Genomic DNA, 26,212 nt, shown 5'->3' on the forward strand with positions numbered 1-26,212 from the left:
GCCGGGCTCCCAGGACGGAGGCGCCGCTCCGCCGCACCGTGCCCGCGCTCCGCGACGTCCACAGCGAAAGGGACTCGCGCAGGCTTGCGCTCGATCGGGCGGGGGTGAAGGGCCTGCGCTATCCGATCTGCGTGCTCGATCGGGCCTGCGGCGTCCAGCACACCGTCGCCGAGATCGACATGAGCGTATCGGTCCCGCACAAGCGCAAGGGCGCGCACATGAGCCGCTTCGTCGAGCTGCTCAACCGGCACCGGCGCGAGATCGACATCCGCAAGTTTCGCGGCCTCTGCGCGGAGCTGCGCCGCGACCACGACGCGGACGCCGCGCACGTGCAGGTCCGGTTTCCGTACTTCATCGAGAAGAAAGCCCCGGTGACGGGCGCGGTAGGCCTTCTCGACTACTCCTGCACCTTCGGTGCGAGCGTCACGCGCGACGACTACGACCTCTGGGTGGCGCTCGAGGTTCCCGTCACCACTCTCTGCCCGTGCAGCAAGGCGATCAGCGCGCACGGTGCTCACAACCAGCGCAGCCTGGTGGCCGTCCGGGTCTGGTTCGAGAAGTTCTTCTGGATCGAGGACCTGATCGCGCTGGTGGAGGAGTCGGCGAGCTGCGATCTGTACGCGCTGCTCAAGCGGCCCGACGAGAAGTACGTGACCGAGCGCGCCTGGGAGCGTCCGCGCTTCGTCGAGGATCTGGTCCGCGAAGTGGGAACGAGGCTGCGCCGCGACCCGAACTTCACCCGTTGGGAAGTGGAGGCGGAGAGCTTCGAGTCGATCCACGCCCACAGCGCCTACGCCGCGCTGAAACATCCTTGACCCGATGCGGGGTTACGGGGGACGCTTCGGGCATGCTGATGCTGCTTCTCGCCTCGGTCTTCCTGAACGGGGTGAACATCGACGCGCTCCGCTCGCAGAAGTTCGACAAGTGCAAGACCGTCCGCATCGACGACCGCGGCGACGTGTACCTCGATTGTCCGGGATATCAGGTCGAGCGGCCGGCGGGCGCGGTGTCCGCGTCGACGGCGAATCCTGCCCTCGCTCCGCTGTTGCCCTCGGCGGTGGCCGCCGCGCTGACCAAGCGGTACTGGCTGGTCAGCGAGGAGAAGGACGGCGCGCAGTTCGACGTGGACGTGTTCGTGAACGCGAGGTTCATCCGGAAGATCCGCGCGGGCGAACCGCAGGTGGTGCTGGAGATCACCCGCTACCTCCATCCCGGCGCGAACAAGGTGCTCTTCGCCGCCACCAAGCGCGCGGACGCAGCGCGCAAGAGCGCGTCGCCCATCAGCTTCACCAAGCTGGTGGTTGGCGAAGGCGACGCCGGGGGAAATACGGTCACCATCGACAACCCGCTGATCGAGTCGAAACGGACGGCGGCGGAGACCGAGAACGTGAACGAAGAGTTCACGCTTCAGGGCCGCTGATGCTCCAGGAGGACGCGAGCCAGACGCACGTCCCGGCCGAGCCGCAGCTCATCGCCGCCCTCTATGTGGCGACGAACCAGCCCGTGGTCCAGCCCATCGGGCGGCCGGCGCAGGCGGCACAGGCGGCGGTCGTGGCCGTCCGGGAAGGGGCGACCTTCCACGTGATCGTGGCGCTGACCCTGGCCGAGAGCGGCGAGAACGTCATCTACACCGGCGAGCCGGTGGCGCAGCAAGACGTGCAGCAGGCGCTGGAAGAAGCGCTCAACTTCGCGGAGAGCATGGGATTCATTCTCGACGGGACGGGCTGGGCGAACCTGGACGACGAGCACCGCGCCGAGCTGCTCGAGCGAACGCCGGCGTTCTGGCCTCCGGCCGACGTGGAGGAAGGGCCGCGGGAGCGGCCGAAGTCGGACGATCCCCTGCAGGCGGTGGCGCGACTGTTCGCGGCGTTCTGCGCGCTGCTCCTCGTCTCCTGCTCCGGCATGTCCGCCGAGCAGCGCATCCAGGCGGCCGAAATCCACCAGCAGCTCGGCGACAACCTGCTGCACCAGGGCGACGCGCAGGGTGCGCTGAAGGAATATCTGATGTCGGTGGACTTCGAGGAGACGCCAGAGGCGCGCCTCGGTCTCGGCGTGATCTACACCTGGTCGCTCGGGCGGCCGCAGGACGGCGAGAGGGAGTTCAAGCGCGCGCTGGAGATGAGGCCCGACTACAGCGAGGCGATGACCAACCTGGGCGCGCTGTACATCCAGAAGGGTCGCTTCGCCGAGGCGGTGCCTCCGCTGGACAAGGCGGCGCGCGATCCGCTCTACAAGTCGAGGGTGCTGGCGCAAAGCAATCTTGGCTGGGCCCTGTACAAGGCGGGTCAGCCCGAGAAGGGCATCGGCGAGATCCGAGGCGCGTTGGCGGTCGCGCCCAAGTACTGCCTGGGATGGCGGCAGCTGGGGACGATCTTCTCCGAGCAGGGCAGGCTGGACGAGGCGAGCAAGTCGTTCGGGCGCTATGTCGAGGAGTGCCCCGACGTGGGCGACGCGCATCTGCTCCTGGGGAAGGTGCTCGCACGGCAGCAGCGGGCGAAGGAGGCGCGGCTCGAGTTCGAACGCTGCGCAATCGCGAAGGACGAGCGGGACAAGCCGGTGGCTTCGGAGTGTGCGCGGTTCCTCAAGGAGCTCGGCACGCCCTGACACCGCTCGCTTCGCGGTGGTAGATTCCGTCCATGGACCTTTTCGGGATGTTGTCGGGCACGCCGGCGATCCTGGCGCGCATCGCGGCGCAGGTGCCGGCGGAGCTGGTGCGCGTCCGCAGTGGACCGTTCGCGCTCGTCGAGCACGTCTGGCACATGGCAGATCTGGAACGCGAGTTCGCCGAGCGGATCCGGCGCCTGCTCGGCGAGGCGGATCCGTTCTTGCCCGATTTCGACGGAGAGCGCGTTGCGAAGGAGCGGCAGTACCTCACGCTCGACCTCGCGGCGGGCCTCACGGCGTTTGCGGCCGCGCGGGAGGAGACGTTGCGATTCCTGGGTGCTGTTGCGTCCGAGGCATGGGCCCGTTGCGGGCGGCAGGAAGGGGTCGGCGCCGTCTCGCTCGCCGAGATGCCGGGGCGGATCGTCGATCACGACCGTGCGCACCTGAACGAGATCTCCGACCTGCTCGCGGATCTGGTGCCGGCGCACCCGATGATCGCCGAGCTGCGAGCCCTGGCGCAGGGCGGGCCGAAGAGCTCGAAGGCCGCCTGATCGGTGGACCTGCGCGCCCATCGCGTCGACGCTCTCGTGCTTCGCGCCATCGCGTATGGCGAAGCCGACGCGGTGGTCCACCTGCTGGTGCGGGGGAGGGGACGGATCTCCGCGTTCGCGCGGGGCGCGCGCAGCTCGCGCAAGCGATTCGGCGGCGCGCTCGAGCCGTTCCAGCGCGTCGAAGCGCTGGTCGCGGAGCGCGAGGGGCAGGAGCTGTGGGCGCTTCGCGAGGCGCGGGTGGTGGAAGCGCATCCCCGCCTGAGGGACGATCTCCACCGCATCGCGCACGCGGGTTATGCGGCGGAGCTGATCCACGAGCTGACGCGCGCGGGCCAGCCCGCCGACGCGCTCTTCGCGCTGATGGAGGATTTCCTCACGCGCCTGGAAGCGGGCGTGGCGAGCAGCGCGCGGCTGCGGGCGCTCGAGCTGCTCGCGCTCGAATCGGCGGGGTTCGCGCCGGAGCTCGGGGCGTGCGCGCGGTGCGGCTCCGAAGTTCCTCCCGGGCGCGCGGGATTCGATCCCGACGCCGGCGGCGTCGTCTGCTCGAGGTGCACCGGTGCAGCGCGGACGGGCACGCCCCTGACCCTGACCCATGGCGCCCGGGCGGCGCTGCTGCAGCTGCGGACCGGCGGCCTCGCGGCGGCGGACGCGCCGCAGTCGGCGGACGGATCGGGCCGTCCGGCGGATGCGCGCGGCTTCGACGACGCCTGCGCGCAGGCGCAGCGGCCGCTGCGCCTGTTCCTGCAGCACCATGTCGGTCGGACGCTGCGCAGCGTCGACTTCCTCGCCCAGGTCGGTGCGCCTCAGTAGGAGGCCATCGACTTCCACAAGCCGATGGCGGCGGCAGCAGGGTCGGCCGCGCCGAGCACGCTGCGGATGCATGCGACGCCGCGCGCGCCGGCCGCGAGGCAGCGGAAGGCGTTGTTCTCGTCGACACCGCCGAGCGCGAGCACCGGGATCGGGGCGGCTCGGCAGGCCTCCGCCAGCGCGGCTTCGCCGCGCGCCGGCTTTCCCGGCGTCTCGTAGACTGGCGCGAAGACAGCGAAGTCGGCGCCGTCGCGCGACGCGCGCGCCACGTCGTCGGGAGAGTGGACGCTCACACCGACGAGGCGGAGCCCGAGGGAGCGCGCGTCGCCGGGGGGCAGGCCGCGCGCGGGCAGATGCACGCCGTCCGCGCCGGCGGCGAGCGCGACGTCGGCGCGGTCGTTGACGAGGAGCGGCGCCGCGAACCGGTCGCAGATCCGGCGAAGAGCGCGCGCCCTCTCCAGGAGCTCGCGGGGAGCGATTGCAGGTTGCCGGAGCTGCACGGCCGCGCCGCCACGCGGGAGCACGGACAATGCGGCGGCGACCGGCTGGGCCGGATCGGCGGAAGGCGGAGTGATCAGGTACAGCCGGATCACGCGGTGCCGATCACTCCGGCGAGCGGACTCGAGGCGCTCCCGTAGAGCTTCTTCGGGATGCGTCCCGCGAGGTAGGCCAGCCGGCCGGCCTCCGTCGCGAGCTTCATCGCGCGGGCCATCGTGACGGGATCCTTGGCTCCGGCGATGGCCGTGTTGATCAGCAGGCCGGAAACACCCAGCTCCATGCACAAGGCGCAGTCCGAGGCGGTGCCGACGCCGGCGTCGACGATCACCGGGACCTTCGCCTGGTCGAGGATCATCTGCAGCGAGTAGGGGTTGCGCAGGCCCAGGCCGCTGCCGATGGGCGCGCCGAGCGGCATCACCGCGACGCAGCCGGCGTCCTCGAGCTTCTTGGCGGCAATGGGATCGTCGTTGATGTACGGCAGCACACGGAATCCTTCGGCGACGAGCTGCTTCGCCGCCCGGATCGTTTCCTCGGCGTCGGGCAGCAGCGTCTTCGGGTCGGAGAGGACCTCGAGTTTCACCAGCGGATTCTCGCCGCCGAGCTGCAGCTCGCGCGCGAGTCGGCAGGTGCGCACCGCGTCCTCGGCGGTGAAGCAGCCCGCGGTGTTGGGGAGCAGCACCATGTCCTTGGGAAGCCAGTGCAGCAGCGAGGCCTCGCCCTTCGCCTGCAGATCGAGCCTGCGCACGGCGACGGTGACCATCTGCGCGCCGCTCGCCTCGAGCGCCGCCTTCATCGTGGCAAAGTCCTTGTACTTGCCGGTGCCGACCACCAGCCTCGAAGTGAAGCGGTGGCCGCCCAGAACCAGCTCGTCCATGTTCAGCCTCCACCCACGAAGGTGACGATCTCCAGCACGTCGCCGGAGGCGAGCCTCTGCTCGCCGTGGCGCGCCTTCTTCACCACCTCTCCGTTGCGCTCCACCGCGACCCGATCGCCGCGGACGCCGAGGTGCTGCAGCAGCGCCGACACGGTGAGGCCGTCGGGCAGCTCCATCATCTCGCCGTTGACCGTCGCTTGCATGTCTCGGGTCTTAGGCCCGAGGCCCGGTGGGGTCAAGCAGCGCTTGTCTCGGTGGACCCGATGGGCGAGACTCGGAAATCCACCCGGAGCGTCCTTGGACAACACCGACCTGCTGCGGCAGGTATCCATCTTCCGCGAGCTGCCGCAGCAGACGCTCGCCGATCTGGCGGGCCGGGTCTGGCACAAGCAGGCCGAGGCGGGATCCGTCATCGTCAGCCAGGAGGAGGCCGGAGACGCGCTGTTCGTCATCGCCAGCGGCAAGGTGAAGGTCGTGCTCTACGGCGAGACGGGCCGCGAGATCATCCTCAGCATTCTGCACGCCGGCGATTTCTTCGGCGAGATGGCGCTCCTCGACCGGCAACCCCGCTCCGCCAACGTGGTGGCGCTCGAGAATTCGGAGCTGCTCGGCCTGGACCGGGAAGCCTTCCAGACGCACCTCACGGCGCACCCGATCACGGCCATGGCCATCCTGGCCGAGATGTCGCGCCGCCTGCGCCACGCCGACGAGGTGATCGGCAACCTGGCGCTGCTCGACGTCTACGGTCGCGTGGCTCGGGTCATCCGGGACCTCGCGCAGAAGGAAGGCGAGCCGGCGGACGGCGGCTTGCTGATCAAGGAGCGGCCGACGCAGCAGGAGATCGCGGGCCTGATCGGGACCTCGCGCGAGACGGTTTCCCGGGCCCTCAATGACTTCACCCGGCGCGGACTTCTGGAAATGCAGGGAAAGCAGATCCTGGTCCGCTGGGGGTTCTTGCAGAAGGTGGAGGACGCGGCGTAGAAACGCACGCCTGCATGTACCGTGTCTCCAAGCAGCTCTGGTTCTGCGCCGCGCACCAGGTGCGCCTCTCGGAAACGCAATGCGAGGCGCTGCACGGGCACAACTACCGCATCCTCGTCCACGCCGAGGCGAAGGAGCTGGACCGGACGAGCTACGTCCTGGACTTCGCGGAGCTGAAGAAGGCCGCCGTGGAGATCTCCGGTCGATTCGATCACCTGAACCTGAACGACGTCGAGCCGTTCCGCGAGGGCGAGCGCAACCCCACCGCAGAGGAGCTGGCGCGTTATCTCTGCGAGCAGCTCGGCCGCCGGTTCGACGACGCGCGCGTCCGGATCTGCAGGGTCGAAGTGTGGGAGACGGACAACAACCGCGCGGAGTACGCCCCGTGAAGAATGGCGTCGGCAGACAGCACGCCGATTTCACTCCCTGGTTCTGGAGCTACCGGCTGGCCGCGAAGATCGAGGCCGTGGTGGTGGTCTGCGTGATCGCCGGCGTCATCGCCATCCTCGCGCTCCTCTTCCGCATGCCGGGGCCGCTCGTCGTCCACCTCCAGGACGAGAAGAAGGACCCGATCATGGGCGCCCGCGTCCGTTGCACGTCGCCGGATGGCCAGACCTCGCATGCCGGCAGCACGGACGTGTTCGGCGAGGCGAAATGGCCCGGCCTCGCGCGCGGACCGTGGACCTGCGAGGTGACGCCGCCAGACCGCTTCCACGCGCCGGTGCAGACCGGCGTGGTCGTCGTCGTTCCGCGAAAGCCGGCGATGTGGACGACGGTGGTCGAGCGGCCAGCCCGCATCCTCGTCGAGATCCTGCGCCCGCAAGGCCAACCGCGGGCGAAAGTCGCCGTACGCGCTGTCTGTGGAAGCGACACCTGGGAGTCACGGGCGGGCCTCGTCGACGGCCTCGCCACGCTCTTCGTGCCGCACGGCAAGCCGTGCAGGGTGGGCCTCGTTCGTCCGGAGCTTGCCGGCGACGGTCCCGTCTCGCAGGCGCGGCTGGAGTGCTCTTCCGCGCCGTGCAGCGAGGAGTTGATCGGCGGCGTCGGCGAGAGCCGGACCGTCGTGCTGAAGCCCACCTCCGAGCAATGGGCCGCGGTGCGCCCCGCCCCGGAACCGGAAACGGCAGCCGAAGCCAGGCCGTAATTGCAGGGGCGCGCTTACTTCCCCTGATAGATGTCCATGATCTGCCGCAGCAGCTGGATGGCTTCCTCTCGCGGTCGCTGGAACGCATTGCGGCCCACGATCGACCCGAATGCGCCGCCTTCGCGGAGACCGCGGATCTCGGTGAGGATGTCCTCGGTGCCCTTCGCCTCGCCGCCCGAGAAGATGACGATGCGCTTGCCGTTGAAGCAGCTCTGCACTACGTGGCGCGTCCGGTCCGCCAGCGTCTTCCAGGGAATGTTGTACTTCTCGAACACCTTCTGGGCCTCGGGCTGATAGATGAAGTCGCCCGGCGGCTTCACCTTCACCACGTGCGACCCGAGCTGGCACGCGATCTGGGCGGCGTAACCCGCGACGTCCACCGCCGTCTCGCCCTTCTTGTCGGTGATGCCTTCCCCGCGGGGATACGACCAGGTCACGACCGCAAGGCCGTGCCCCTTCGCCTCCTCTCCCAGCGCGCGCAGATTCTCGTATTGATGATTGCGGGACGCCGACCCGGGATAGATGGTGTAGCCGATGGCGACGCAGCCAAGCCGGATCGCGTCTTTCACGGAGCCCGTGACGGCGCTCTCGGGCGAATGGCCCTTGCTCAGAGTGTCGCTGTTGTTGAGCTTGAGAATGAGAGGAATCTGGCCTGCGTACTTTCCCGCCACCGCCTCGATGAATCCGAGCGGCGCCGCATAGGCGTTGCAACCCGCGTCGATGGCGAGCTGCACGTGGTATTCGGGGTCGTATCCGGGCGGATTGGGCGCAAAAGAGCGCGCCGGGCCGTGCTCGAAGCCCTGGTCGACGGGCAGGATCACCAGCTTGCCGGTGCCGGCGAGGCGGCCGTGCATGAGGAGCCGATAGAGGTTGGCGAGCGTGCCCGGGCTGTCGGACGGGTACCAGCTCAGGATCTCGCGAACGCGCGAAGTCGTTTCCATGGGCGCAACCTAGAACGCCCCCTGCCGCCTTTCAAGAATGCGGTCGCCGGCGGTTGAAGTTCCTCACACGGAAGGCGACGGCTACCGCAGGAACAGATCGACCTCGTCCGCCAGCGCGGCGATCTTCTCCTTCGACGCCCAGTCCGGCGTGAGCTGGATCTTCGCCCCCACCACCGCTCCGCGATCGCGAAGCATCTGGAGCGCATTCTCCAGCGTCGGCTTGGTGAGCGCCTCCAGTCGGAGGATCCGCCCCGCGAGATACGCCGCCCGCCCGCGGTCGAGCGTCTGCCGCATCCACTCCCGTCCCGGCAAGGGGCCGCCGAGGAGAAGCTTCAGGCCGTCCGCCGCTACCCAGGCCGCCTCGCCGAATGGCCGCAGCAGCTCCGCCAGCAGCGACAGCATCCGCAGCCCGCGTGCGGCCGGCTGGACGGCGTCGCCGGCGCGCTCCACGAGCCCCCAGCGCAGGAGCAGCGCGAACGTCTCGTCCACCGTCGACTCCAGGCTCTTGCCGGGCGGAAAGATGAATTCGTACTTGACGAGCCGCGACGCTTCCCGGGCGCGTCGCAGCAGGTCGGCGTGGGGCGCCGCCTGCCCGCGGAAGGAGCGGAGCGCTGCCGAGAGGATCGCGGGAGCCACGAGAAAATGGAGGATCCCGTTCTTGTGGTAGTCGAGCGCGATCCGCCGCTCTTCCGGGACCGCGTAGAAGCGCTCTCCACCGGCTTCGTGCGGGACGAGCGTCCCGTCCGCGCAGAGAGATTCGACAGCGTTTCGCACCACATCGCGAATCGAATCGCTCGAGCCATGCGCGCCCGCATCCAGGGCCGCCGTGTGGAGGAACTCGGCGCGGTCGAGGATCTCGGTCTCGCTGAGCGCGCGGCGGTCGTGACTGAGCAGGACCGCGGCGGCCAGGCCGGTCGGGGCGAGTGGAGCGGCGGCGTTGATCCCCGCGGCGATGCGCAGGCCGAGTTGCTGCACCAGCTTCTTCTTCTCGTCGGCAGTGACGGTCTTCGGATCGACGCCGCGCTCGCGGAAGAGCTGGGCGAGCGAAATCGGCTCTCCCGGACGGATGGTGATCCGTCCGTATCGGCGGCGCAGCACCTTCGTCGCCGAGAGAAGGGCCTTCGCGTCCTCCTTCTGCTTCTCGCCGCCCAGCAGCTCGTGCTGGTAGCTGCGCGCTTCGACGATCCGCTCGTACGACAGGCTGATCGGGGCGAACCAGGCATCCGACTTCACGCCGGTGAGCCAGGCATCCACCTCCAGCGTGAGCATTCCGAACTTCGGCGGCAGCAGCTTGCCCGTGCGGGACCGTCCTCCCTCGATGAAGAACTCCTGCGTGAAGCCGTCCTGCAGCAGCCGCTTCACGTAGGCGCCCATGGTGGCGGAGTAGATGCGGTCTCCCCGGAAGCTGCGGCGGATGAAGAATGCGCCGCCCGCGCGCAGGAGCCTCCCCACCGGCCAGAAGTTCAGGTTGTCGCCCGCGGCGACGTGAGGCGGCTGCAGGCCGTAGTCGTCGCAGATCATCGACAGGATCATGTAGTCGATGTGCGATTTGTGGCACGGACAGAGGATCAGCGGCCCCTTCTTGCTCGCCTCGACCAGCCGCTTCATGCCCTCTTCGTCGACGTCGACGCCGTCGTAGATGCGGTGGAAGACGAAGTCGAGCAGGCGCTTGAGAATGTCGACGACGAGCGGCTTGTACCGCGCGGCGATCTCGCGCAGGTCCTTGCGCGCCTCGCGCTCCACGCTCTCGTCCGAGCGGCCGCGCTCGCGCGCGATCTCGGCGAGCGCGCGCCGCAGCAAAAGGTCGCGCAGCGTCTCGTCGATCACCCGATCCGCGGTCTTGAGCGGTGGTCCGGTCACCACCCGCGTCTCGCGCGCCAGGTGCTGGTGGAGCCAACCGCGCACCCGCCGCGCCACCCGGGCCGGTTCTGCCCCGGCGTTCATCGCATTCACGTCGGCGAGCGACACCGTCTCGCCGACCGTCACGTAGCCGTTCCGCCGATTGAGGAGGTAACCGAGGAACGTGCGGATGGCGCCCGGCGCCTCCGGTTCGCCGAAGAGCGCATCGCGCCACGACCCACCCAGCTTCTTCGGCCGTTTTCGCCAGAGGAAGGTGAGCGGCACCAGCGCGATGGGACGCGACTGGTTGCGCTGCAGCTCGATCAGCGTCGGGAACGGATCCGGCAGCGTGGTCACCGCCGAGGGAAGCGTCCGCGGCGCGCGCAGGAAGACCATGGCGGCTTCGCCGCGGCGCACCGCCTCGGAGACGTTCGCGATCTCGCCTCCCTCGTTGGCCCGCACCTGGGTTCCGCCGAGGTACCAGCGGGCGAACGGGGCGAAGATCCGGTAGCCGAGCCCGGTCGCGGCCCGCGCGAGGGGAAGCCCCAGGCTGGAAAATCTCCAGTTGAAGAAGAGCAGATGGAGCAGCGAGCTCGAGCGCAGGACGTAGACGAGCGTCGCCTCCTGGGCGAGCTTCTGCAGCGGCGCGACGGCGTCCGCGGGAAAGGGAACCGGACCGAACAGCTTCCGCAGCAGCCAGCGGGCGAAGGGGCCGTAGCGCCCGCTCCGCCGTGGCGTCATGGCGCGGGGCGCGGAAACGACCTGCGTGCCGGGCGCCGAGTCCGCCATGGCGCCACTCTACTCCGAGCACCGCATCTCAGCGCGTGGAGCAACCGGGGGACCCGCCGAGCCCTGCCAGCTCGGCGACCGCCCTGCCGGGTTCGCCGGCGAGCGCGCGCGCCAGGCGCTCCAGCCGTGCGGCCGCACCCGGCGTTGCCCGAAGCCACGCGACGCACGCGGCACTGCCGGAGCGCTCCAGCTTTTCGGTGGCTCCACGGGCTTCGCGAACCTCGCTCAGCCAGAGATCGCCTGCGGCGCGCTCCAGCGCATCGAGCAGCCCGCGCCGCTCCGCGAGCTGGCCGGCAACGTCGACCTCCGCCTCCTCTTCGGTGAGACCGTCGGCCTGCGCGCGGGAGCAGAGCGCCTCGAAGAGGCCGGGCTCGTCCTCGACTTCGGCGCGGACCCACTGCACCAGGAACGCCGGATCGAGTTGGGCGGCCATCAGCGCGGATTGTACTGGACGTCGTGGGTGGCGGTCTGGTCGGCCTGGATTTCGATCTGCGCGTCGCGTTCGCCGAGGCGCTCGTGCCAGATGCGGACCATGTGCCGTCCTGACGGCACGCCGCCGATCTTGTAAGTGCCGTCCTCGCCGGTGATGGCGAACGCGGCCGTCGGCAGCACCAGGAGCCACCCCCGCATCCAGGGATGCACGTCGCAGCTCACCTTGAAGATGCCTTCTTTCTTGAGCTTCGTCGGGACGACGTGGCCCGGGATGGGCATTGCGTAGTTCATCAGCTTCACTTCGCCGGCCTGCGCCCGCACGTTGTGCAGCGCCTTGTCGCTGTTCACCACGTCGACGGTCGTCCCGATCGGCGCGGCGAGAACGTGAGGGACGAAGACGCACTGTTGTTGATCGAGCTTCTCCTTTCCGGGCTTGAAGTCCCTGGGAAGCGGCACGTCGGTGAACCAGATGACGGCGTTCTTGACGGTCCCTCCCTCGGAGATGGCGAGCGACTCGTCCGGCTTGTTGTTGCCGCACGTCTTCATGTCGCGGGTCACGGGCAGGTTGGCGAGCTTGGGGGCAAGCCCGCTCAGGGTCACCTTGCCGGCGAGCGTGCCGGTCTGGGCGGCGAGCACGAGCGAGAGGAGGATCATCGGCGCGGTTGAGTAGTCGAACCTCCGCCTGCTGACAAGCCGCTCTTGACAGGTTCTCGCGCCTGTCTACATTCGCGCCCCCGTTTACCCACCGGAGGCACTTTCATGGCGGCGAAGGAGATCAGCTTTCACCAGGCGGCGCGCGAGCAGATCCTGCGGGGAGTGAAGATCCTCTCCGATGCGGTGGCTGTGACACTCGGCCCCAAGGGGCGCAACGTCGTGCTGGAGAAGTCGTTCGGCGCTCCCACCATCACCAAGGACGGCGTCACGGTCGCGAAGGAAATCGACCTCGGCGACCGCTTCCAGAACATGGGCGCGCAGATGGTGCGCGAGGTGGCCACCAAGACCAGCGACGTCGCCGGAGACGGCACGACCACCGCCACCGTGCTCGCGGCGGCGATCTACGGCGAGGGAATGCGCCTGGTTGCGGCGGGCCACAATCCGATGGCGCTCAAGCGCGGCATCGAGCAGGCGGTCACCGCCGTCGTCGACGAGCTGAAGAAGCTCAGCACGAAGACCCAGGGCAAGACCGAGATCGCCCAGGTCGGCGCCATCTCCTCCAACGGCGACGAGACCATCGGCAACATCATCGCCGACGCCATGGAGAAGGTCGGCAAGGAAGGCGTGATCACCGTCGAGGAGGCCAAAGGCCTCGAGACCACGCTGAAGGTGGTCGAAGGCATGCAGTTCGACCGCGGGTACATCTCGCCGTACTTCGTGACCGATCCGGCGCGGATGGTCGTGGAGCTGGAGGATCCCTTCATCCTCATCACCGAGAAGAAGATCAGCGCGATGGCCGATCTCATCCCGCTCCTCGAGCAGGTGGTGCGGACCGGCCGACCCATTCTCATCGTGGCGGAGGAAGTCGAAGGCGAGGCGCTCGCGACGCTGGTGGTGAACAAGCTGCGCGGCACGCTCAAGGTCGCCGCGGTGAAGGCGCCGGGTTTCGGCGATCGCCGCAAGGAGATGCTGAAGGACATCGCCGTCCTCACTGGCGGGCAGGTCGTCGCCGAGGAGCTCGGCAAGAAGCTGGAACAGGTCGGAATCAACGACCTCGGCCGCTGCAAGCGGATCACCATCGACAAGGACAACACCACGCTGGTCGACGGCGCCGGCCAGAAGCGCGACATCGAAGGGCGCATCAAGCAGATCCGGGCGCAGATCGAGGAGACCACCTCGGACTACGACAAGGAGAAGCTGCAGGAACGGCTGGCGAAGCTGGCCGGCGGCGTGGCCGTGGTGCAGGTCGGAGCCGCGACCGAGACGGAGATGAAGGACAAGAAGGCGCGCGTCGAGGACGCGCTTCACGCCACCCGGGCTGCCGTCGAAGAAGGAATCGTGCCGGGCGGCGGCGTCGCCTTCCTTCGCGCCCGCAAGGCGCTCGGGAAGATGAAGGTCTCCGGCGACGAAGCGGTCGGTGTCCAGATCGTCCGCCGCGCCGTGGAGGAGCCCCTGCGACGCATCGTCGGCAACGCCGGACTGGAAGGAAGCATCGTCCTTCAGAAGGTCGAGGAAGGCCAGGCTGGATTCGGGTACAACGCGCGCACCGACAAGTACGAAGACCTGGTCGCCGCGGGCGTGATCGATCCCACCAAGGTGGCCCGGACGGCGCTGCAGAACGCGGCATCCGTCGCCAGCCTCCTGCTCACCACCGAAGCGATGGTCGCCGAAAAACCGAAGAAGAAGACCAAGGCGGCGCCGGCCGGTGGCGGGGGGATGGGAGGCATGGGTGGCATGGGTGGGATGGGCGGAATGGGGGGTATGGATTACGGCGGCGGCGACGACCTGGATTACTGATTTTGGTCGTTGCCGGCTGCTTTCGAGGGGCGCGTCCGCGGGGGCGCGCCTCTCGCGTTTCGGGCGCGAAAATGCGAGAGAACGAGGCGATTTCGCGGGGTTTCGAAAGCTTGCCTCGACCCCTGTAACCTTGTACTCCTTTGGCATCCGCGGTGGAGGCCGCGCGCATGCCCAAGACCCTGCTCCTCGCCGACGATTCCAGGACCATCCAGCAGGCGGTCAACATGACGTTTGCGGGCGAGGACGTGAAGCTGATCACGGCAAGCGACGGAGAAGCGGCGCTCCAGGCGGCGAAGCAGTCGAAACCTGACCTCATTCTCGCCGACGTCACGATGCCGAAGCTCAGCGGGTACGAGCTCTGTCAGCGCGTGCGCGGCGAGGCTTCGTTGAAGGACGTCCCGGTGCTGCTGCTCGGCGGGCCGGCGCCCATCGACCCAGCCAAGGCGATGGCGGTGGGCGCGAACGGGCATATGCCGAAGCCGTTCGACAGCGCGAAGCTCATCGAGCACGTCAAGACCATCCTGGCGAATCCAAAGGCAAAACCGGTCATGGCGCCCGCTTTTTCGGCGCCGTCGAAGCCGCCGGCGCCTCCAGCGCGCAATTCGAATCCGCCGCAGCCGGTGCCGAGGCCTGCCATCTCCGCGCCTGCCGTATCGCCGGGCGCCGGGAGCACGATGGTGATGGCGCGGCCGCCCATGCCTGCGGGCGCCACCCCGAAAGCTCCTTTCTCGACGCCGACGTCGAACCCGCCTCGTCCGCCGGCCGTCCCGAGGCCCGCCCCATCCGCTCCGCCGCCGGCACCGAGACCGCCGCCGCCCCCCGCGAAACCGCCCGTGCCGGGCGCGCCCGTTGCCAGGCCCACCGCGCCCCCGGCGTCGAAGCCGCCGCCTCCGCCGCCGCGGCCGTCGCAGCCTCCGGCCGCCTCGCGTCCGCCCCCTCCGGCGGCGCAAGCCTTCGACGACGAGGACATACCGCTCGACGAGGAAGTGGTCGAAGAGACTGCAACGCCGACACCGACGCCGCTGCGGCCCGTACCCTCGGCGGCGCACAAGCCTGCTCTCAGCGTGGTTCCTCCTCCGGGTGACGGAGGCGAGGCGCTGCTCCGCGAAGCGCTGTCCCGGGCGAGTCGGGAAGTCATCGAAAAGATCGCCTGGGAAGTCGTGCCGGAGCTGGCGGAGACCATCATCCGCGAAGAGCTCGAGCGGCTGATCAAGGAGCGGGGCGCGTAGAGTCTCTCCTTGCGCGGCTTGCGGCTCCGCTGCCTGGCTCGGTCTGATGTGGTATCTACCCGCGCGCCATGAGCGAGCGGCGGGTGGAAAGCGATCTCGACAAGGCATACGAGCCCGCGAGAGTCGAGCTGCATTGGGCCCGCTGGTGGGAGGAGCAAGGCTTTTTTCGCTCCGAGGACGTCAGCGACAAGCCGCAGTTCTCGATGGTGCTTCCGCCGCCCAACGTCACCGGCTCGCTGCACCTCGGGCACGCGCTGACCGCCACCATCGAGGACGCGCTCGCGCGCTACAAGCGCATGAACGGGTTCAACGTCTGCTGGATGCCCGGAATCGATCACGCGGGCATCGCCACGCAGATGGTGGTCGAGCGCGAGCTGCAGAAGAAGGAGGGGAAGTCGCGCCACGATCTCGGTCGCGAGGAATTCCTGCGGCGCGTGTGGGAGTGGAAGGAGGAGTCGGGGAACCGCATCGCGCTGCAGCACCGCGCGCTGGGGGCTTCGCTCGACTGGGACCGCGAGCGGTTCACCATGGACGAGCACTCCTCGCGGGCGGTGCGGGAGGCCTTCGTCCGCCTCTACGAGGAGCGCCTGCTCTACCGCGCGGAGCGGCTGATCAACTGGTGCGTCAGGGACGGCACCGCGCTCAGCGATCTGGAAGTCGATCACGAGGAGGCCGTGAAGAGCGAGCTGTACAAGTTCGCTTATCCGCTCGCCGACGGGTCCGGCGAGATCGTCGTCGCCACCACCCGTCCGGAGACGATGCTCGGCGACACCGCCATCGCGGTGCATCCCGAGGACGAGCGCTACAAGGCAATGATCGGCCGGAACGTGCGCCACCCCATCACCGGCCGCGAGTTCCCCATCATTGCCGATGCGGAGCTCGTCGATCCGAAGTTCGGCACCGGCGCCGTCAAGGTCACGCCGGCGCACAGTTTCGAGGACTTCGAATCCGGCAGGCGGCACCGGCTGCAGTTCATCAACATCCTCAATCCCGACGGGACGCTGAACGAAAACGCCGGACCGTTCCGGGGACAGGACCGGATCAAGGCGCGAGGACCCTTGAAGGCACGGCTCGCGGAGCTCGGTCTCGAGCGTGGGACCGAGCCGCACACCATGGCGCTCGGCCGTTGCCAGCGATGCAACAGCATCGTCGAGCCGCTCATGTCCAAGCAGTGGTTCGTCAGGACCAAACCGCTGGCGGCGGCGGTGGTCGCCAGGGTCGACGACTTGCGGTTCGTGCCGGCGGTCTGGCGCGCGGAGTTCCTGCGCTGGCTGAACAACATCCATGACTGGTGCATCTCGCGCCAGCTCTGGTGGGGCCACCAGATCCCGGCCTGGTACTGCGATTCCGGTCACGTCACCGTGGCGCGCGAGCAGCCGGCGCAATGCGGCGAGTGTCGTTCCAGTCGCCTGAGGCAGGATCCGGACGTCCTCGACACCTGGTTCTCGTCCGGGCTGTGGCCGTTCTCGACGTTCGGCTGGCCGGACCAGACGCCCGCGCTGAAGACGTTCTATCCGAACTCCGTGATGGAGACCGGGTTCGACATCCTCTTCTTCTGGGTCGCGCGCATGGCAATGCTGGGCGTCCACTTCATGGGCCAGGTGCCGTTCCGCGTGGTGTTCCTGCACGCGATGGTGCGCGACAAGGACGGCGAGAAGATGTCGAAGACGCGCGGGAACGTGATCGACCCGCTCGACATCACCACCAGGCACGGCGCGGATGCGCTGCGCTTCACACTCGCATCGATGGCGGGGCAGGGCCGCGACATCAAGCTCGACGAGAAACGCATCGAGGGGTACCGCGCCTTCGCGAACAAGATCTGGAATGCAGCCCGATTCGTGCTGATGAACGCCGACGGCTACGACCCGCGCGCGAAGCCCGCGAGCGTCTACGATCGCTGGATCCTCAGCCGCCTCCACCGCTGTACGGCCGAGACGCGCGGCGCGCTCGACGAATTCCAGCTCAGCGACGCGGCGAACGGCATCTACCGCTTCATCTGGAACGAGCTGTGCGACTGGGCGATCGAGCTGAGCAAGCCGGCGCTCTACGGAGAGAAGACGCCTCGAGAGCGCGCCGGAGCGCAGAACGCGCTCCTGACGGCGATGGAGGGCGCGCTGCGGCTGCTGCATCCGGTCATGCCTTTCGTGACCGAGGAGATCTGGCAGCGCCTTCCCAACCGCAGCGGCACCACCATCATGCTCGCGCCTTTTCCGGCTCCCGGCGCCCGCGACGAGGACGCCGAGCGGGAGATGGACGTGATCTCGCGCGCCATCGACGGCGCGCGCTCCGTGCGCGGCGAGGTGAACCTTCCCCCGAACCAGCGCGTGCCGCTGGTCCTTTTCGCCAAGGATCCCGCGGTCTTCGCGAGGCACCAGCGCGCGTTCCAGCACCTCGCCAACGCCGGCGAGGTGACGCTGAACACTTTTGACGCGCCGCGCCCACGGCAGGCCGCGGTCCACGTGGAGCCGGAGGTCGAGGTCCATCTCCCCCTCGCGGGCCTGATCGACTTCGCGGCGGAGAGGGCTCGTGTCGAGAAGGAGATCGCACGCGCCGAGTCGGAGTTGCAGGGATTGCGCAAGCGACTCGACAATGCGGGGTTCGTCGAGCGCGCTCCGAAGGAAGTGGTGGAGAAGGACCGCGCCCGGGCCGAAGAGCTCGCCGGAAAGCGGGAGAAGCTCGCGCGTCACCTGGCGCGCGTCACCGGTGTGGAGGGAACGATGGAAGACAAGAAGCCACAGCAGCCGCAGGGCGACGGCACATCGGCGGAGCAGGGCAGCCGCAACCTCGATCAGCTCGGAACGCACGGCGGTCCGGGCTCGGGAACGCCGGGTCAGCCGTCGAGGCCGCCGCAGTCCAGACCGCCGTCCAGGCCACCGCCGTCGAAGCCGCCCGAGTCCAGGCCACCGCCGTCGAGGCCGCCCGAGCCCAGGCCGTCACAATCCAGACCGCCGCCGCAGCAGTCTGGAGCCGGAGAAGAAGCGGGAGCGGGCGAGGAAGTGATGGGCACCGCGCGCTCCGGGGGCGAGGGGATGCAGGCGAGCGACGAGGACGAAGCGGAAGGGCTCGCCGCCCGCGCGATCTCGAGGGTGAAGTCCATCGCGCGCGGGATCATGGAAAAGGTGCCGGGCTCCGACGAGCACCGGGGCCCCGTCCCGGAGGAAGAGGAGAACGAGGAGCGGGCGGAGATCGCCCAGGCGAAGTCGTCGGAGCGCGCCGTGGCGCGCAGCCGTCCGAAGACGCACAAGGCGAAGGCGGGTGCGAAGAGCGTTCGCGGCGGCCGCAACAAGGCCGACAAGGCCGGGAAGGTGGGCCTCGGGCGAAAGGCGGGCCGCGCCGCAGCGGCGCGCGGAGCGAAGAAGGGAACGCGCGGCGCCGGCGGCAAGATGAAGAAGCAGAGCAAGCGCCCGATGCGGACGCAGTCGCGCGCCGACGTGCGCGGCAAGGGCCAGGGGCGCGGCGCGCAGAAGGGCGCGCGCGGCAAGAGCGGCGGAAAGCGCCGCCCGTCGCCGCGCAAGGGCACGAAGTAGGGATGCCGCGTTCCGGCCCGCAGGGCAGGCCGGAGCTCGATCCGGGACGTCCCGACGACGCCGTCGGGCGGCTGATCGCGCTTGCGCTCGAGGAGGACGTGGGCCCCGGCGACCGCACCGCCGAGGCCTGCGTCCCCGCAGCCGCCCGCGGAAGCGCGCTGATCTTCGCCAAGGAGACGCTGGTAGTGTCCGGCGTCTCCGCCGCCGCGCGAGTCTTCCGCGCGCTCGATCCGACGTGCGAGCTGGAGGCGCTGAGAGGGGAAGGCGACGCGGCCGCTGCCGGCGATGGCGTCCTGCGCGTCCGCGGTTCGCTTCGTGCCGTCCTCACCGGCGAGCGCACCGCGCTGAATCTGCTGATGAGGCTCTGCGGCATCGCGACGCTCACCCGGCGCTACGCGCAGGCGCTGGCGGGAACGAAGACGCGGCTGCTCGATACGCGCAAGACGACTCCGGGAATGCGCATGTTGGAGAAGGCTGCCGTCCGCGCGGGCGGGGGCCTGAACCACCGCGGCGCCCTGTTCGACGGCATCCTGGTGAAGGACAACCACGCCGCCGCCGCCGGCGGAATCGGGGAGGCGGTCCGGCGGGCCCGCGCCCATGCGCACCCGCTGCTCAAGGTCGAAGCGGAGGTCAGCACGCTGGCGCAGATCGACGAGGCGCTGCAAGCCGGCGCCGACATGCTTCTGCTCGACAACCTCGGCGACGACGACCTGCGCCGAGCCGTCCAGCATGTCCGCGGACGTGTGCCGCTGGAGGCAAGCGGGGGGATGACGCTCGATCGGCTCCCGCGCGTGGCCGCCGCCGGGGTAGACTACGTATCCGTGGGCGCCCTGACGCACTCCGCTCCTGCGGTCGACCTCAGCCTGATGGTGGAGGGCGCTTGATGCCCGCTTCCCTCGCACCGGCTAGCGAGGGGCATTGGACCGATGTGCGGCAGGATGCCATCGTCCTCGGGCTGCTCCTCGAGTGCGCCGACGACTTCGTCTCGGGCGGAGTCCTCTGCGACAAGCTCGACGTTCCCCGCGCCGAGCTGCTCAAGCGCATCGATTCGCTGCGCGCCCGCGGATACGTCATCCATACCCGCGGCGGCGTCGGGTACCGGCTGGTCGAAGTGCCGGATCACCCCGGCGAGGCACAGATCGGACCTCTGCTCGCGAGCGGCGAGCTCGGCCGGCGGATCCACCACTTCGAGGAAGTGGACTCGACGAACGACGAGGCGCTCCGCCTCGCCGATGCTGGCGCCCTGCACGGCGAGGTCGTGATCGGTGACTTCCAGAAGCACGGCCGTGGCCGGCGCGGCAGGGCCTGGGTAGCGCCGCGCGGGAAGGCGGCGACGTTCTCGGTGATCCTCCGCCCAGCGATCGGACCCACGCGCGCCCCGGAGATCACGCTCGCCGCGGCCGTCGCCGTTGCCGAGGCGGCGCGAGAGCTGGGGGCCCAGAGCGCGCGCATCAAGTGGCCGAACGACATCGAATGCAAGGGCCGCAAGATCGCGGGCCTGCTCACCGAGCTGCGCGCGGAGACCGACCGCATCCGCCACGCCGTGCTCGGGGTGGGCTTCAACGTCACGCTGCAGATGCACGACTTTCCCGAGGAGCTGCGGCCGGTCGCCACCAGCCTGCTGCTCGAGAGCGGGGAGCGGCAGCCGCGCCCGCTCGTGTGCGCGCGCCTCCTCGAGCACCTCGAGGAGTGGCTCAGCCTGCACGAAACCGAGGGCTTCGGCCCGGTGGCCGATCGCTGGCGCGAGCTCTCCAGCACGCTCGGCCGCAAGGTGCGCATCACCGGCGACGAGCGGCCGATCGAAGGGGACGCGGTGGACCTGGCGGACGACGGAGCGCTGCTCGTACGCGCGGCCCGCGGGGCCCTTGTGCGCGTCGTGGCGGGCGACGTGGAGCACTGCGAGACTCTGTAGGTCGCCGTCGGTGCAAGGAAGATTGACGCCAGCTTGAAACGCTCCCGATACTGCACCGGATGCTGCTCGCGATCGACGTCGGAAACACCAACACCGTGCTGGGAGTCTTCGACGCGAACAGGCTGCGCGATTCCTTCCGCGTGCAGACGGAAAAGGATCGCACCGGCGACGAGTACGGGCTGCAGATCAAGTCTCTCTTCGATTTCGCGGGGCTGCGCATCTCCGACGTGCACGACGTGATCGTCTCCAGCGTCGTGCCGCCCATGGTGTTTTCCCTCGAGCAGATGTCGAAGCGCTTCTTCGGGCGCAAGCCGCTCTTCGTCGGGCCCGGCGTGAAGACGGGAATGCCGGTCCTCTACGACAATCCCCGCGAGGTGGGCGCCGACCGCATCGTCAACGCGGTTGCGGCCTACGACAAATGGCCGCAGGGCCTGGTGATCGTCGACTTCGGCACCGCCACCACCTTCGACGCGGTCACGCCCAAGGGCGAGTATCTCGGCGGCGCCATCGCCCCTGGAATCGCCATCTCGATGGAGGCCCTGTTCCACCGGGCTTCCAAGCTGCCGCGCGTGGGCTTCGAGAGGCCGGAGCACGTCGTCGGGCGCAATACCGTCGCGTCGATGCAGAGCGGCCTGGTCTACGGATACGTGGGATTGGTCGACGGCATCTGCGCCCGGATGAAGGACGAGCTGGGCTTCCCGGTGAAGGTCGTCGCCACCGGCGGGCTGGCTCCGCTGATCGGATCGGTGTCCCGGCAGATCGAGGTGGTGGACGACCAGCTGACGCTCGATGGCCTGAGGATCATCTATCAGCGCAACGCGGGCGACCGGTGATGCCGGAGAACGACGACGACAGGCCGGAGCTGCCGCGCGCCGGCGCCACTCCTTCCGAGCTGGACGCGCTTCGGGCCACCGTTCGGGTGACGCCGCGCGCACAGCCGGTCACGAACGCCAGTCGGCCGGTGGTGGCGCCTCCCCCTCCGTCGACGGCGCTGGTCCACCGTGGCGACGTGGACAAGATCCTCGACGAGGGCCGCTCGCTGCTCGATCTGGATCCGCGCGCGGCCCACGAGATCTTCGAGCGGGCCTGGCGGCGAAACCTCAACGACCCGCGCGTGCTCTCCAACTACGGGCTCACGCTGGTGCTGGTCGAGGGCGATCGCCAGCGCGGAATCCGGTTCTGCGAGGAAGCGCTGCGCCGAGGTCTGCAGACCACGGAGACGCTGGTCAACCTGGCGCGCGCGCTGGTGGTGACGCGGAACAAGGAGCAGGCAGTGCGCGCGCTGCGCAAGGCGATGGAGCTGTCGCCCGACGACCCACGGGTGACGGCCGAGTTCGCCGCCCTGGGCCTGCGCAGGCCGCCGCCCATCCCCTGGCTGCCGCGAAGCTTCTTCCTCAACAAGTGGATCGGCAAGCTCACCTGGAAGTTCTCCAGGCGCGCCCAACTGGATCCTCTCGCCCAGGTCGAGGGCTGACGGAGCAGCGCTGATGAGCGAAGCCCAAGCCCCCGACGCACCGTCTTGCCCCGTTCCACTCTCCGCGCTCCCGGCGAACTTCCAAAAGCACGTCGATCCGAAGGCGCCGGCGCCGCTGCGGATGATGGGAGCCAAGGCGTTGGTCCCCATGGGACCGAAGGAGATGGCGACGGCGCTCTACATGCTCACGTTCGATCCGGATACCGCCGTGCGCGAGACGGCGGCGAAGAGTGCCGCCGGTCTGCCCGACCGGATCCTCTCGGTCGCGCTGCGCGACGAGACGATCGATCCGCCCGTGCTGGACCATTACGCGGACGTCTTCGGCGCCAAGGACGAGTACGTGGAGATGCTGGTGCTGAATGCCAGCACTCCCGATGAGACCGTGCAGCGGATCACCGCCCGGGCCAGCGAGCGGATCCTCGAGATCGTCGCCCAGAACCAGCTGCGCATCCTGCGCCACGCCGACATCGTGCGGGCGTTGGCCAGCAACCCGGCTACGCGGCCGAGCACGGTCGATAACGTCTGCGACTTCTGCGTCCGGTCGGGCTTGTCCATCGAAGACCTGCCCGCGTTCCGCGCAGCGCGGCGCCGGATCCACGGTGGCACCGAGCAGGACGAGGAGCTGGCCCGCAAGGTCGCCGCGCAGCAGCACGTCGCGGAAGCCCAGGCCGAAGCGGCGCTGGAGCAGATCGGGGCCACCGGACCCGACGGCGAGGAAATGGCCGTCGCTCCGGGAAGCGCGGAGGAGCGCGCCCAGGAGGAGAAGAAGCTCTCCATCACCCAGCAGATGATGAAGCTGAGCGTGGCCAAGAAGATCGAGTGGGCGAACAAGAAGGGAAATCGCGAGGTGCGCACCATCCTGCTGCGCGATCCGAACAAGCTCGTCCAACTGGCGGTGATCCAGTCCTCGCGCATCACCGAGGGCGAGATCGCGAAGGTGGCTCTCTCGCGCACCGCCCCTCAGGAAGTGCTGCAATATATTTACAATAATCGGCAGCTGATGAAGAACTACCAGATCAAATTGAACCTCATCAACAACCCGAAGACGCCGGTGGGCGTCTCCATGCGCTTCCTCTCCACGCTGCGGATGGCGGAAGTGAAGGCGGTGGCGAAGAACAAGAACGTGCCCCAGGGGCTCGCCACGCAGGCAAAGAAGATGGTCGAGAAAAAAGGCGGAAGCGACGCTTAGCCGCTGCCGCGCCGAAGCGCGGCTGTGCGGCTACGTTTGAGACTGGCGGCACGTCAGGCGGATTTCTCCGACTCGTCGTCTTCGTGCTCGGCCGCCGTCTCGAGAAGCTGCAGCGCGATCTCCAGCGCCTTGCGCGCCTTCTCCCGGAGCTTCTCGTCGTTCTTGATCTTCGCGTAGGCTTTCACCGCGCGGTCCTCGTTCTGCCCGGCGCTGGCCTGCGCTTCCTCGAGCTGCTTCTTCAGCTCGTCGCGCTCTTCGGCGAGCAGGTCCTTCTCGCCGCGCGCCTGCTCCAGCTGCTTCTCCAGCTGCTTGACGCGCGTCTTGAAGTCGTCCGATCCGCCCTTTTCGCGCTCCAGCTTCTTCGCCGCGACGGCGAGCGCGTCAGCGCGCTGCTGCAACGCTTTCGCCGCGGCTTCCCGCTTGATGGCCTCGTCCTTGAGCTCCCGCGCGTGGTCGTTGAGCTCCAGCAGCTGCTCGTCCTTCGCCTTCAGCTCCTGCTTCAGCCTCGCGAGGTCCTTGTCCGGCTTGACGTCCTTCCCGCGCGCCCGCGCAGGAACGGGTTCGCCATCTCCCTGCGTCAGCGAGCGGAGCACGGCGTCGTCGTCCGGCGCGGTCAACTCGGTGGGCTCCTTCGGCGCCTTCTCCGGTGACGTCGCGAGCCCCTCCGCGAAGCGCCTGGTGGGCCCGGTGACCACCTGCCCACCGGCGGAGCCGAGCGAATCGAAGGCCTTGTCGAACATCTCGAGCTCGTCGTCACCGCCGCGATCCCCTTCGGAGACTTCGACGACCTCTTCCACCTCGTCGACGACCAGCGGCTCTTCCGTCAGCGCGCTGCGCGCTTCCGCGACGTCCGCGGCCGAGAGCGAGATCGGTTCCTCGTCGCTCTCCAACAAGTCGCCGAGAGCGAGAGAGTCGTCGTCACCGCGCTCATCCTGGCCGTCCTCCGCCGGCAGCTTGACGCCGAGCAGCTGCGAGGCCTTCTCCAGCATCGCCTGGGGCGCGAAGGGCTTGATCAGGTACTCCTCGGCCCGCGTCTTCAGCTTCTTGTGCTTCTCGAAGCTGTCCGGAGTCGCGTTGGCGGAGGTGAGGATGACGGGGATGTCCTTGAGCTGATCGTCCTTCTTCAGCCGCGTGCAGAGCATGTAGCCGTTGGTGGGCTGCGCCTCGACACAGACGACGATCAGATCGGGATTGTGCTTCTTCGCGAGCGACATCCCCTGCTCGCTGTCGGTGGCCAGCGCCGCGGCAAATCCCCGCGCCTTGATGGCCTTCGTGAGACCCTGCGCGAAACCTTCGTCGGAATCGATGAGCAGGATTCTCTTGGACACGGGGACCTGGAATTGGACAGCAAAAGTTTAAGGGTCCCCCGAGAGAGGTGTCAACGAAACGCCCGGATTCCCGAAGGGTAGGACGAGGTACGCGCGCTCAGCGCATTTCCGCCGACTGCACCAGCGCCAGCACGTCCTTCTCGTCGAGGTCGGAGATCAGCGAATAGACGATCTCGTCATTGCGCCAGGAGGCGATGTTGAAGCCCTTGGCCCGCGAAAGCCACACCTCGCGGTCGGCGATGCGCCGCGCCGCGCCGGGGAGCTGCGGCTCGGGGTCGTCGACGATCAGCAGCGAAACGCGGCGCCCGTCGGCCTGCGGCAACGAGTACGTGACCACCGCCGCCTGACGCTGATGCACGCTGGAAAGGCGCACGCCCTGCAGGCGGGGACCCTGGGCGAAGCGCGGCAAGCGAACGCCGAAGTCCAGCTTCCCTTCCAGCCACTTCTGCGCGGAGCGCGGATCGCTCGCGGAGTAGTCGAGCGGCAGCGCGCGGGCGTGAATTGCGACGCCGTCCTCGATGAGCGAGTGGCGCGAAAGCAGCGGATGCGAGAGGCCGCCGGCGAGGAACCAGATGGCGGCGCCGGCGCAGGCGGCGGCGATCGCGATCGCGCTCGGCCGCTGGAACGCGCGGGCCCAGCGGCCGTGCACCGGCTGGTCCATCAGGTGGTCGCGGACGTCCTCGTAGACCAGGTGCGGCGCGGCGACGTTGGCGCGCAGCATCGCCGCCTTGTAGCTCTGGTGCAGGCGGACCGCATGCGTGCACTCCGCGCACTCGGCAAGGTGGGCCTGGACCTCCGCGCTCTCCTCGGCCCCGAACTCCCCGTCCACGTAGGCGTGGAGGAAGGTCTCCTCGAGCTTGCGGCACTCGTGCGTCAAGCGCGCCTCTTGAACTCGAGCACTTCCAGCGCTTCCTCTTCCTCGACGGCAACGCTGATCTCCAGCGCCTGCTTGCCCTGCACCACGCCGGAAGCGACGGCGTATCCGAGCAGGTTCTTCTGCAGCAGTTTCCGGCCGCGGTAGAGGCGGCTCATCACCGTTCCCACCGGGCAGTCGAGGATCTCGGCGATCTCCTTGTAGGAGAACTCCTGCAGGTCGGCGAGGATCACCACCAGGCGGAAGTCGATGGGAAGCTGGTCGATGCTGCGGATCACGTCGTCCGAGAGCAGCTTGTCGAAGAAGTACTGCTCGGGGTCTGCGGAGCTCTCGGTCGGCTCGCGGGTGACGAAACGCTCGTTCCCCGCCTCGCGGGCGGCGCCCTCGACGACCGTGCGCTCCTTCACCCGCCGGCGATACTTGTTGATGAAAGTGTTGGTGAGGATCTTGAAGAGCCACGCCTTCATGTTCGTGCCGCGCTCGAACTTGTCGAAGAAGCGGAACGCGCGCAGGAACGTGTCCTGCACCAGGTCCTCGGCGTCGCGCTCGTTCTTCGTCAGGCGCAGCCCGGCGGAGTAGAGCGCGTCGAGGTGCTCGAGGGAGAGACCTTCGAACTCCCGCCGCGTCCTGTCGGTGTGCTTGAAGTCCAGCATCCCTCTCCCGCGTGCCTGGTCTGCCGAAGCTGAATCTAACTGGCTCGGGTTACGGTGAGAACCCGGTGAAGTCCTTGAGCATTCCTCTGCACCGACCGCTCGCCCGGCACACTTG

General features: G+C 68.7%; 24 protein-coding genes and 1 pseudogene. 15 read left to right on the forward strand and 10 right to left on the reverse strand.

Annotated features, from left to right (window positions below; genetic code table 11):
- Positions 1-38 precede the first annotated feature (38 nt).
- From E6J58_12880 to recO, 4 genes are read left to right on the forward strand one after another with little or no spacing between them, the layout of a single operon-like run.
- Complete coding sequence (locus E6J58_12880; protein ID TMB37067.1) at positions 39-815, forward strand: GTP cyclohydrolase I FolE2; 777 nt, start codon at positions 39-41, stop codon at positions 813-815.
- A gap of 4 nt (positions 816-819) precedes the next feature.
- Entirely contained in the window at positions 820-2,604 is a 1,785-nt protein-coding gene (locus E6J58_12885; GenBank protein ID TMB37012.1) for a tetratricopeptide repeat protein, read from the forward strand.
- A gap of 32 nt (positions 2,605-2,636) precedes the next feature.
- Entirely contained in the window at positions 2,637-3,155 is a 519-nt protein-coding gene (locus tag E6J58_12890; GenBank protein TMB37013.1) for a DinB family protein, read from the forward strand.
- 9 nt (positions 3,156-3,164) lie between these two features.
- Positions 3,165-3,965, forward strand: coding sequence for a DNA repair protein RecO (gene recO / locus E6J58_12895; GenBank protein ID TMB37068.1), 801 nt, complete (start codon positions 3,165-3,167; stop codon positions 3,963-3,965).
- Here recO and E6J58_12900 read toward each other — a convergent pair.
- From E6J58_12900 to thiS, 3 genes are read right to left on the reverse strand one after another with little or no spacing between them, the layout of a single operon-like run.
- The gene (locus E6J58_12900) at positions 3,959-4,555 is read right to left on the reverse strand and encodes a thiamine phosphate synthase (GenBank protein TMB37014.1); all 597 of its coding nucleotides are present in this window, start codon (positions 4,553-4,555) and stop codon (positions 3,959-3,961) included. The two genes, recO and E6J58_12900, sit on opposite strands and share 7 nt — an antisense overlap.
- Positions 4,552-5,334 (reverse strand): thiazole synthase, encoded by a 783-nt coding sequence (locus tag E6J58_12905; GenBank protein ID TMB37015.1) that lies wholly within the window; start codon positions 5,332-5,334, stop codon positions 4,552-4,554. The genes E6J58_12900 and E6J58_12905 overlap by 4 nt, the downstream gene beginning before the upstream one ends.
- A 2-nt stretch (positions 5,335-5,336) precedes the next feature.
- A complete protein-coding gene (gene thiS, locus E6J58_12910; protein TMB37016.1) occupies positions 5,337-5,537 on the reverse strand; it encodes a sulfur carrier protein ThiS in 201 nt (66 codons plus the stop codon).
- Here thiS and E6J58_12915 point away from each other — a divergent pair.
- From E6J58_12915 to E6J58_12925, 3 genes are read left to right on the forward strand one after another with little or no spacing between them, the layout of a single operon-like run.
- A complete protein-coding gene (locus E6J58_12915) occupies positions 5,536-6,315 on the forward strand; it encodes a Crp/Fnr family transcriptional regulator (GenBank protein TMB37017.1) in 780 nt (259 codons plus the stop codon). The two genes, thiS and E6J58_12915, sit on opposite strands and share 2 nt — an antisense overlap.
- A 14-nt stretch (positions 6,316-6,329) precedes the next feature.
- Entirely contained in the window at positions 6,330-6,704 is a 375-nt protein-coding gene (locus E6J58_12920; protein TMB37018.1) for a 6-carboxytetrahydropterin synthase, read from the forward strand.
- Positions 6,701-7,459 carry a hypothetical protein gene (locus E6J58_12925; protein TMB37019.1) on the forward strand — a complete coding sequence of 253 codons (759 nt, stop codon included), beginning with the start codon at positions 6,701-6,703 and terminating at the stop codon, positions 7,457-7,459. The genes E6J58_12920 and E6J58_12925 overlap by 4 nt, the downstream gene beginning before the upstream one ends.
- Positions 7,460-7,473: 14 nt before the next feature.
- Here E6J58_12925 and E6J58_12930 read toward each other — a convergent pair whose 3' ends face one another.
- The 4 genes from E6J58_12930 to E6J58_12945 all read right to left on the reverse strand — a co-directional run bounded on the left by E6J58_12930 (position 7,474) and on the right by E6J58_12945 (position 12,114).
- Positions 7,474-8,400 (reverse strand): class I fructose-bisphosphate aldolase, encoded by a 927-nt coding sequence (locus E6J58_12930; GenBank protein ID TMB37020.1) that lies wholly within the window; start codon positions 8,398-8,400, stop codon positions 7,474-7,476.
- Between the two features lie 81 nt (positions 8,401-8,481).
- Positions 8,482-11,028 (reverse strand): glycerol-3-phosphate acyltransferase, encoded by a 2,547-nt coding sequence (locus E6J58_12935; GenBank protein ID TMB37021.1) that lies wholly within the window; start codon positions 11,026-11,028, stop codon positions 8,482-8,484.
- A 28-nt stretch (positions 11,029-11,056) separates the two neighbouring features.
- Entirely contained in the window at positions 11,057-11,461 is a 405-nt protein-coding gene (locus E6J58_12940) for a hypothetical protein (GenBank protein TMB37022.1), read from the reverse strand.
- Positions 11,461-12,114, reverse strand: coding sequence for a hypothetical protein (locus E6J58_12945; protein ID TMB37023.1), 654 nt, complete (start codon positions 12,112-12,114; stop codon positions 11,461-11,463). Before E6J58_12945 ends, E6J58_12940 begins: the two co-directional genes overlap by 1 nt.
- A 105-nt stretch (positions 12,115-12,219) precedes the next feature.
- Here E6J58_12945 and groL point away from each other — a divergent pair, with 105 nt between their 5' ends.
- The 8 genes and pseudogenes from groL to E6J58_12985 all read left to right on the forward strand — a co-directional run bounded on the left by groL (position 12,220) and on the right by E6J58_12985 (position 23,242).
- Positions 12,220-13,911, forward strand: coding sequence for a chaperonin GroEL (groL, locus tag E6J58_12950; protein TMB37024.1), 1,692 nt, complete (start codon positions 12,220-12,222; stop codon positions 13,909-13,911).
- 167 nt (positions 13,912-14,078) lie between these two features.
- Positions 14,079-15,140, forward strand: coding sequence for a response regulator (locus E6J58_12955; GenBank protein ID TMB37025.1), 1,062 nt, complete (start codon positions 14,079-14,081; stop codon positions 15,138-15,140).
- A gap of 68 nt (positions 15,141-15,208) precedes the next feature.
- Positions 15,209-17,908: pseudogene (locus E6J58_12960) on the forward strand (valine--tRNA ligase).
- A 761-nt stretch (positions 17,909-18,669) separates the two neighbouring features.
- Positions 18,670-19,551, forward strand: coding sequence for a carboxylating nicotinate-nucleotide diphosphorylase (gene nadC / locus E6J58_12965; protein TMB37026.1), 882 nt, complete (start codon positions 18,670-18,672; stop codon positions 19,549-19,551).
- Positions 19,551-20,579, forward strand: a complete 1,029-nt coding sequence (locus tag E6J58_12970; GenBank protein ID TMB37027.1) for a biotin--[acetyl-CoA-carboxylase] ligase — start codon at positions 19,551-19,553, stop codon at positions 20,577-20,579. Before nadC ends, E6J58_12970 begins: the two co-directional genes overlap by 1 nt.
- A 59-nt stretch (positions 20,580-20,638) precedes the next feature.
- Positions 20,639-21,412, forward strand: a complete 774-nt coding sequence (locus tag E6J58_12975) for a type III pantothenate kinase (GenBank protein ID TMB37028.1) — start codon at positions 20,639-20,641, stop codon at positions 21,410-21,412.
- Complete coding sequence (locus E6J58_12980) at positions 21,412-22,053, forward strand: hypothetical protein (protein TMB37029.1); 642 nt, start codon at positions 21,412-21,414, stop codon at positions 22,051-22,053. The genes E6J58_12975 and E6J58_12980 overlap by 1 nt, the downstream gene beginning before the upstream one ends.
- Positions 22,054-22,066: 13 nt before the next feature.
- Positions 22,067-23,242 carry a hypothetical protein gene (locus E6J58_12985; GenBank protein ID TMB37030.1) on the forward strand — a complete coding sequence of 392 codons (1,176 nt, stop codon included), beginning with the start codon at positions 22,067-22,069 and terminating at the stop codon, positions 23,240-23,242.
- A 53-nt stretch (positions 23,243-23,295) separates the two neighbouring features.
- Here the strand turns inward: E6J58_12985 and E6J58_12990 are convergent, their stop codons facing one another.
- From E6J58_12990 to E6J58_13000, 3 genes are all read right to left on the reverse strand, one after another.
- Entirely contained in the window at positions 23,296-24,570 is a 1,275-nt protein-coding gene (locus E6J58_12990) for a response regulator (GenBank protein TMB37031.1), read from the reverse strand.
- Positions 24,571-24,667: 97 nt separating this feature from the next.
- On the reverse strand, positions 24,668-25,552 hold the full coding sequence (locus tag E6J58_12995) for a hypothetical protein (protein TMB37069.1): 885 nt from the start codon (positions 25,550-25,552) through the stop codon (positions 24,668-24,670).
- Entirely contained in the window at positions 25,444-26,097 is a 654-nt protein-coding gene (locus E6J58_13000) for a sigma-70 family RNA polymerase sigma factor (protein TMB37032.1), read from the reverse strand. Before E6J58_13000 ends, E6J58_12995 begins: the two co-directional genes overlap by 109 nt.
- Between the last annotated feature and the right edge of the window lie 115 nt (positions 26,098-26,212).

Source organism: Deltaproteobacteria bacterium (assembly GCA_005879535.1).
Taxonomy (GTDB): domain Bacteria; phylum Myxococcota; class Myxococcia; order Myxococcales; family 40CM-4-68-19; genus 40CM-4-68-19.

Bases quoted from the DNA above. Each gene is read 5' to 3' on its own strand.
- E6J58_12885 (TMB37012.1), top strand. From the start codon at position 820: ATGCGGGGTTACGGGGGACGCTTCGGGCATGCTGATGCTGCTTCTCGC.
- E6J58_12890 (TMB37013.1), top strand. From the start codon at position 2,637: ATGGACCTTTTCGGGATGTTGTCGGGCACGCCGGCGATCCTGGCGCGC.
- E6J58_12905 (TMB37015.1), bottom strand. From the start codon at position 5,334: ATGGACGAGCTGGTTCTGGGCGGCCACCGCTTCACTTCGAGGCTGGTG.
- E6J58_12915 (TMB37017.1), top strand. From the start codon at position 5,536: ATGTCTCGGGTCTTAGGCCCGAGGCCCGGTGGGGTCAAGCAGCGCTTG.
- thiS (TMB37016.1), bottom strand. From the start codon at position 5,537: ATGCAAGCGACGGTCAACGGCGAGATGATGGAGCTGCCCGACGGCCTC.
- E6J58_12920 (TMB37018.1), top strand. From the start codon at position 6,330: ATGTACCGTGTCTCCAAGCAGCTCTGGTTCTGCGCCGCGCACCAGGTG.
- E6J58_12930 (TMB37020.1), bottom strand. From the start codon at position 8,400: ATGGAAACGACTTCGCGCGTTCGCGAGATCCTGAGCTGGTACCCGTCC.
- E6J58_12935 (TMB37021.1), bottom strand. From the start codon at position 11,028: ATGGCGGACTCGGCGCCCGGCACGCAGGTCGTTTCCGCGCCCCGCGCC.
- E6J58_12940 (TMB37022.1), bottom strand. From the start codon at position 11,461: ATGGCCGCCCAACTCGATCCGGCGTTCCTGGTGCAGTGGGTCCGCGCC.
- E6J58_12945 (TMB37023.1), bottom strand. From the start codon at position 12,114: ATGATCCTCCTCTCGCTCGTGCTCGCCGCCCAGACCGGCACGCTCGCC.
- groL (TMB37024.1), top strand. From the start codon at position 12,220: ATGGCGGCGAAGGAGATCAGCTTTCACCAGGCGGCGCGCGAGCAGATC.
- E6J58_12955 (TMB37025.1), top strand. From the start codon at position 14,079: ATGCCCAAGACCCTGCTCCTCGCCGACGATTCCAGGACCATCCAGCAG.
- nadC (TMB37026.1), top strand. From the start codon at position 18,670: ATGCCGCGTTCCGGCCCGCAGGGCAGGCCGGAGCTCGATCCGGGACGT.
- E6J58_12970 (TMB37027.1), top strand. From the start codon at position 19,551: ATGCCCGCTTCCCTCGCACCGGCTAGCGAGGGGCATTGGACCGATGTG.
- E6J58_12975 (TMB37028.1), top strand. From the start codon at position 20,639: ATGCTGCTCGCGATCGACGTCGGAAACACCAACACCGTGCTGGGAGTC.
- E6J58_12980 (TMB37029.1), top strand. From the start codon at position 21,412: ATGCCGGAGAACGACGACGACAGGCCGGAGCTGCCGCGCGCCGGCGCC.
- E6J58_12985 (TMB37030.1), top strand. From the start codon at position 22,067: ATGAGCGAAGCCCAAGCCCCCGACGCACCGTCTTGCCCCGTTCCACTC.
- E6J58_13000 (TMB37032.1), bottom strand. From the start codon at position 26,097: ATGCTGGACTTCAAGCACACCGACAGGACGCGGCGGGAGTTCGAAGGT.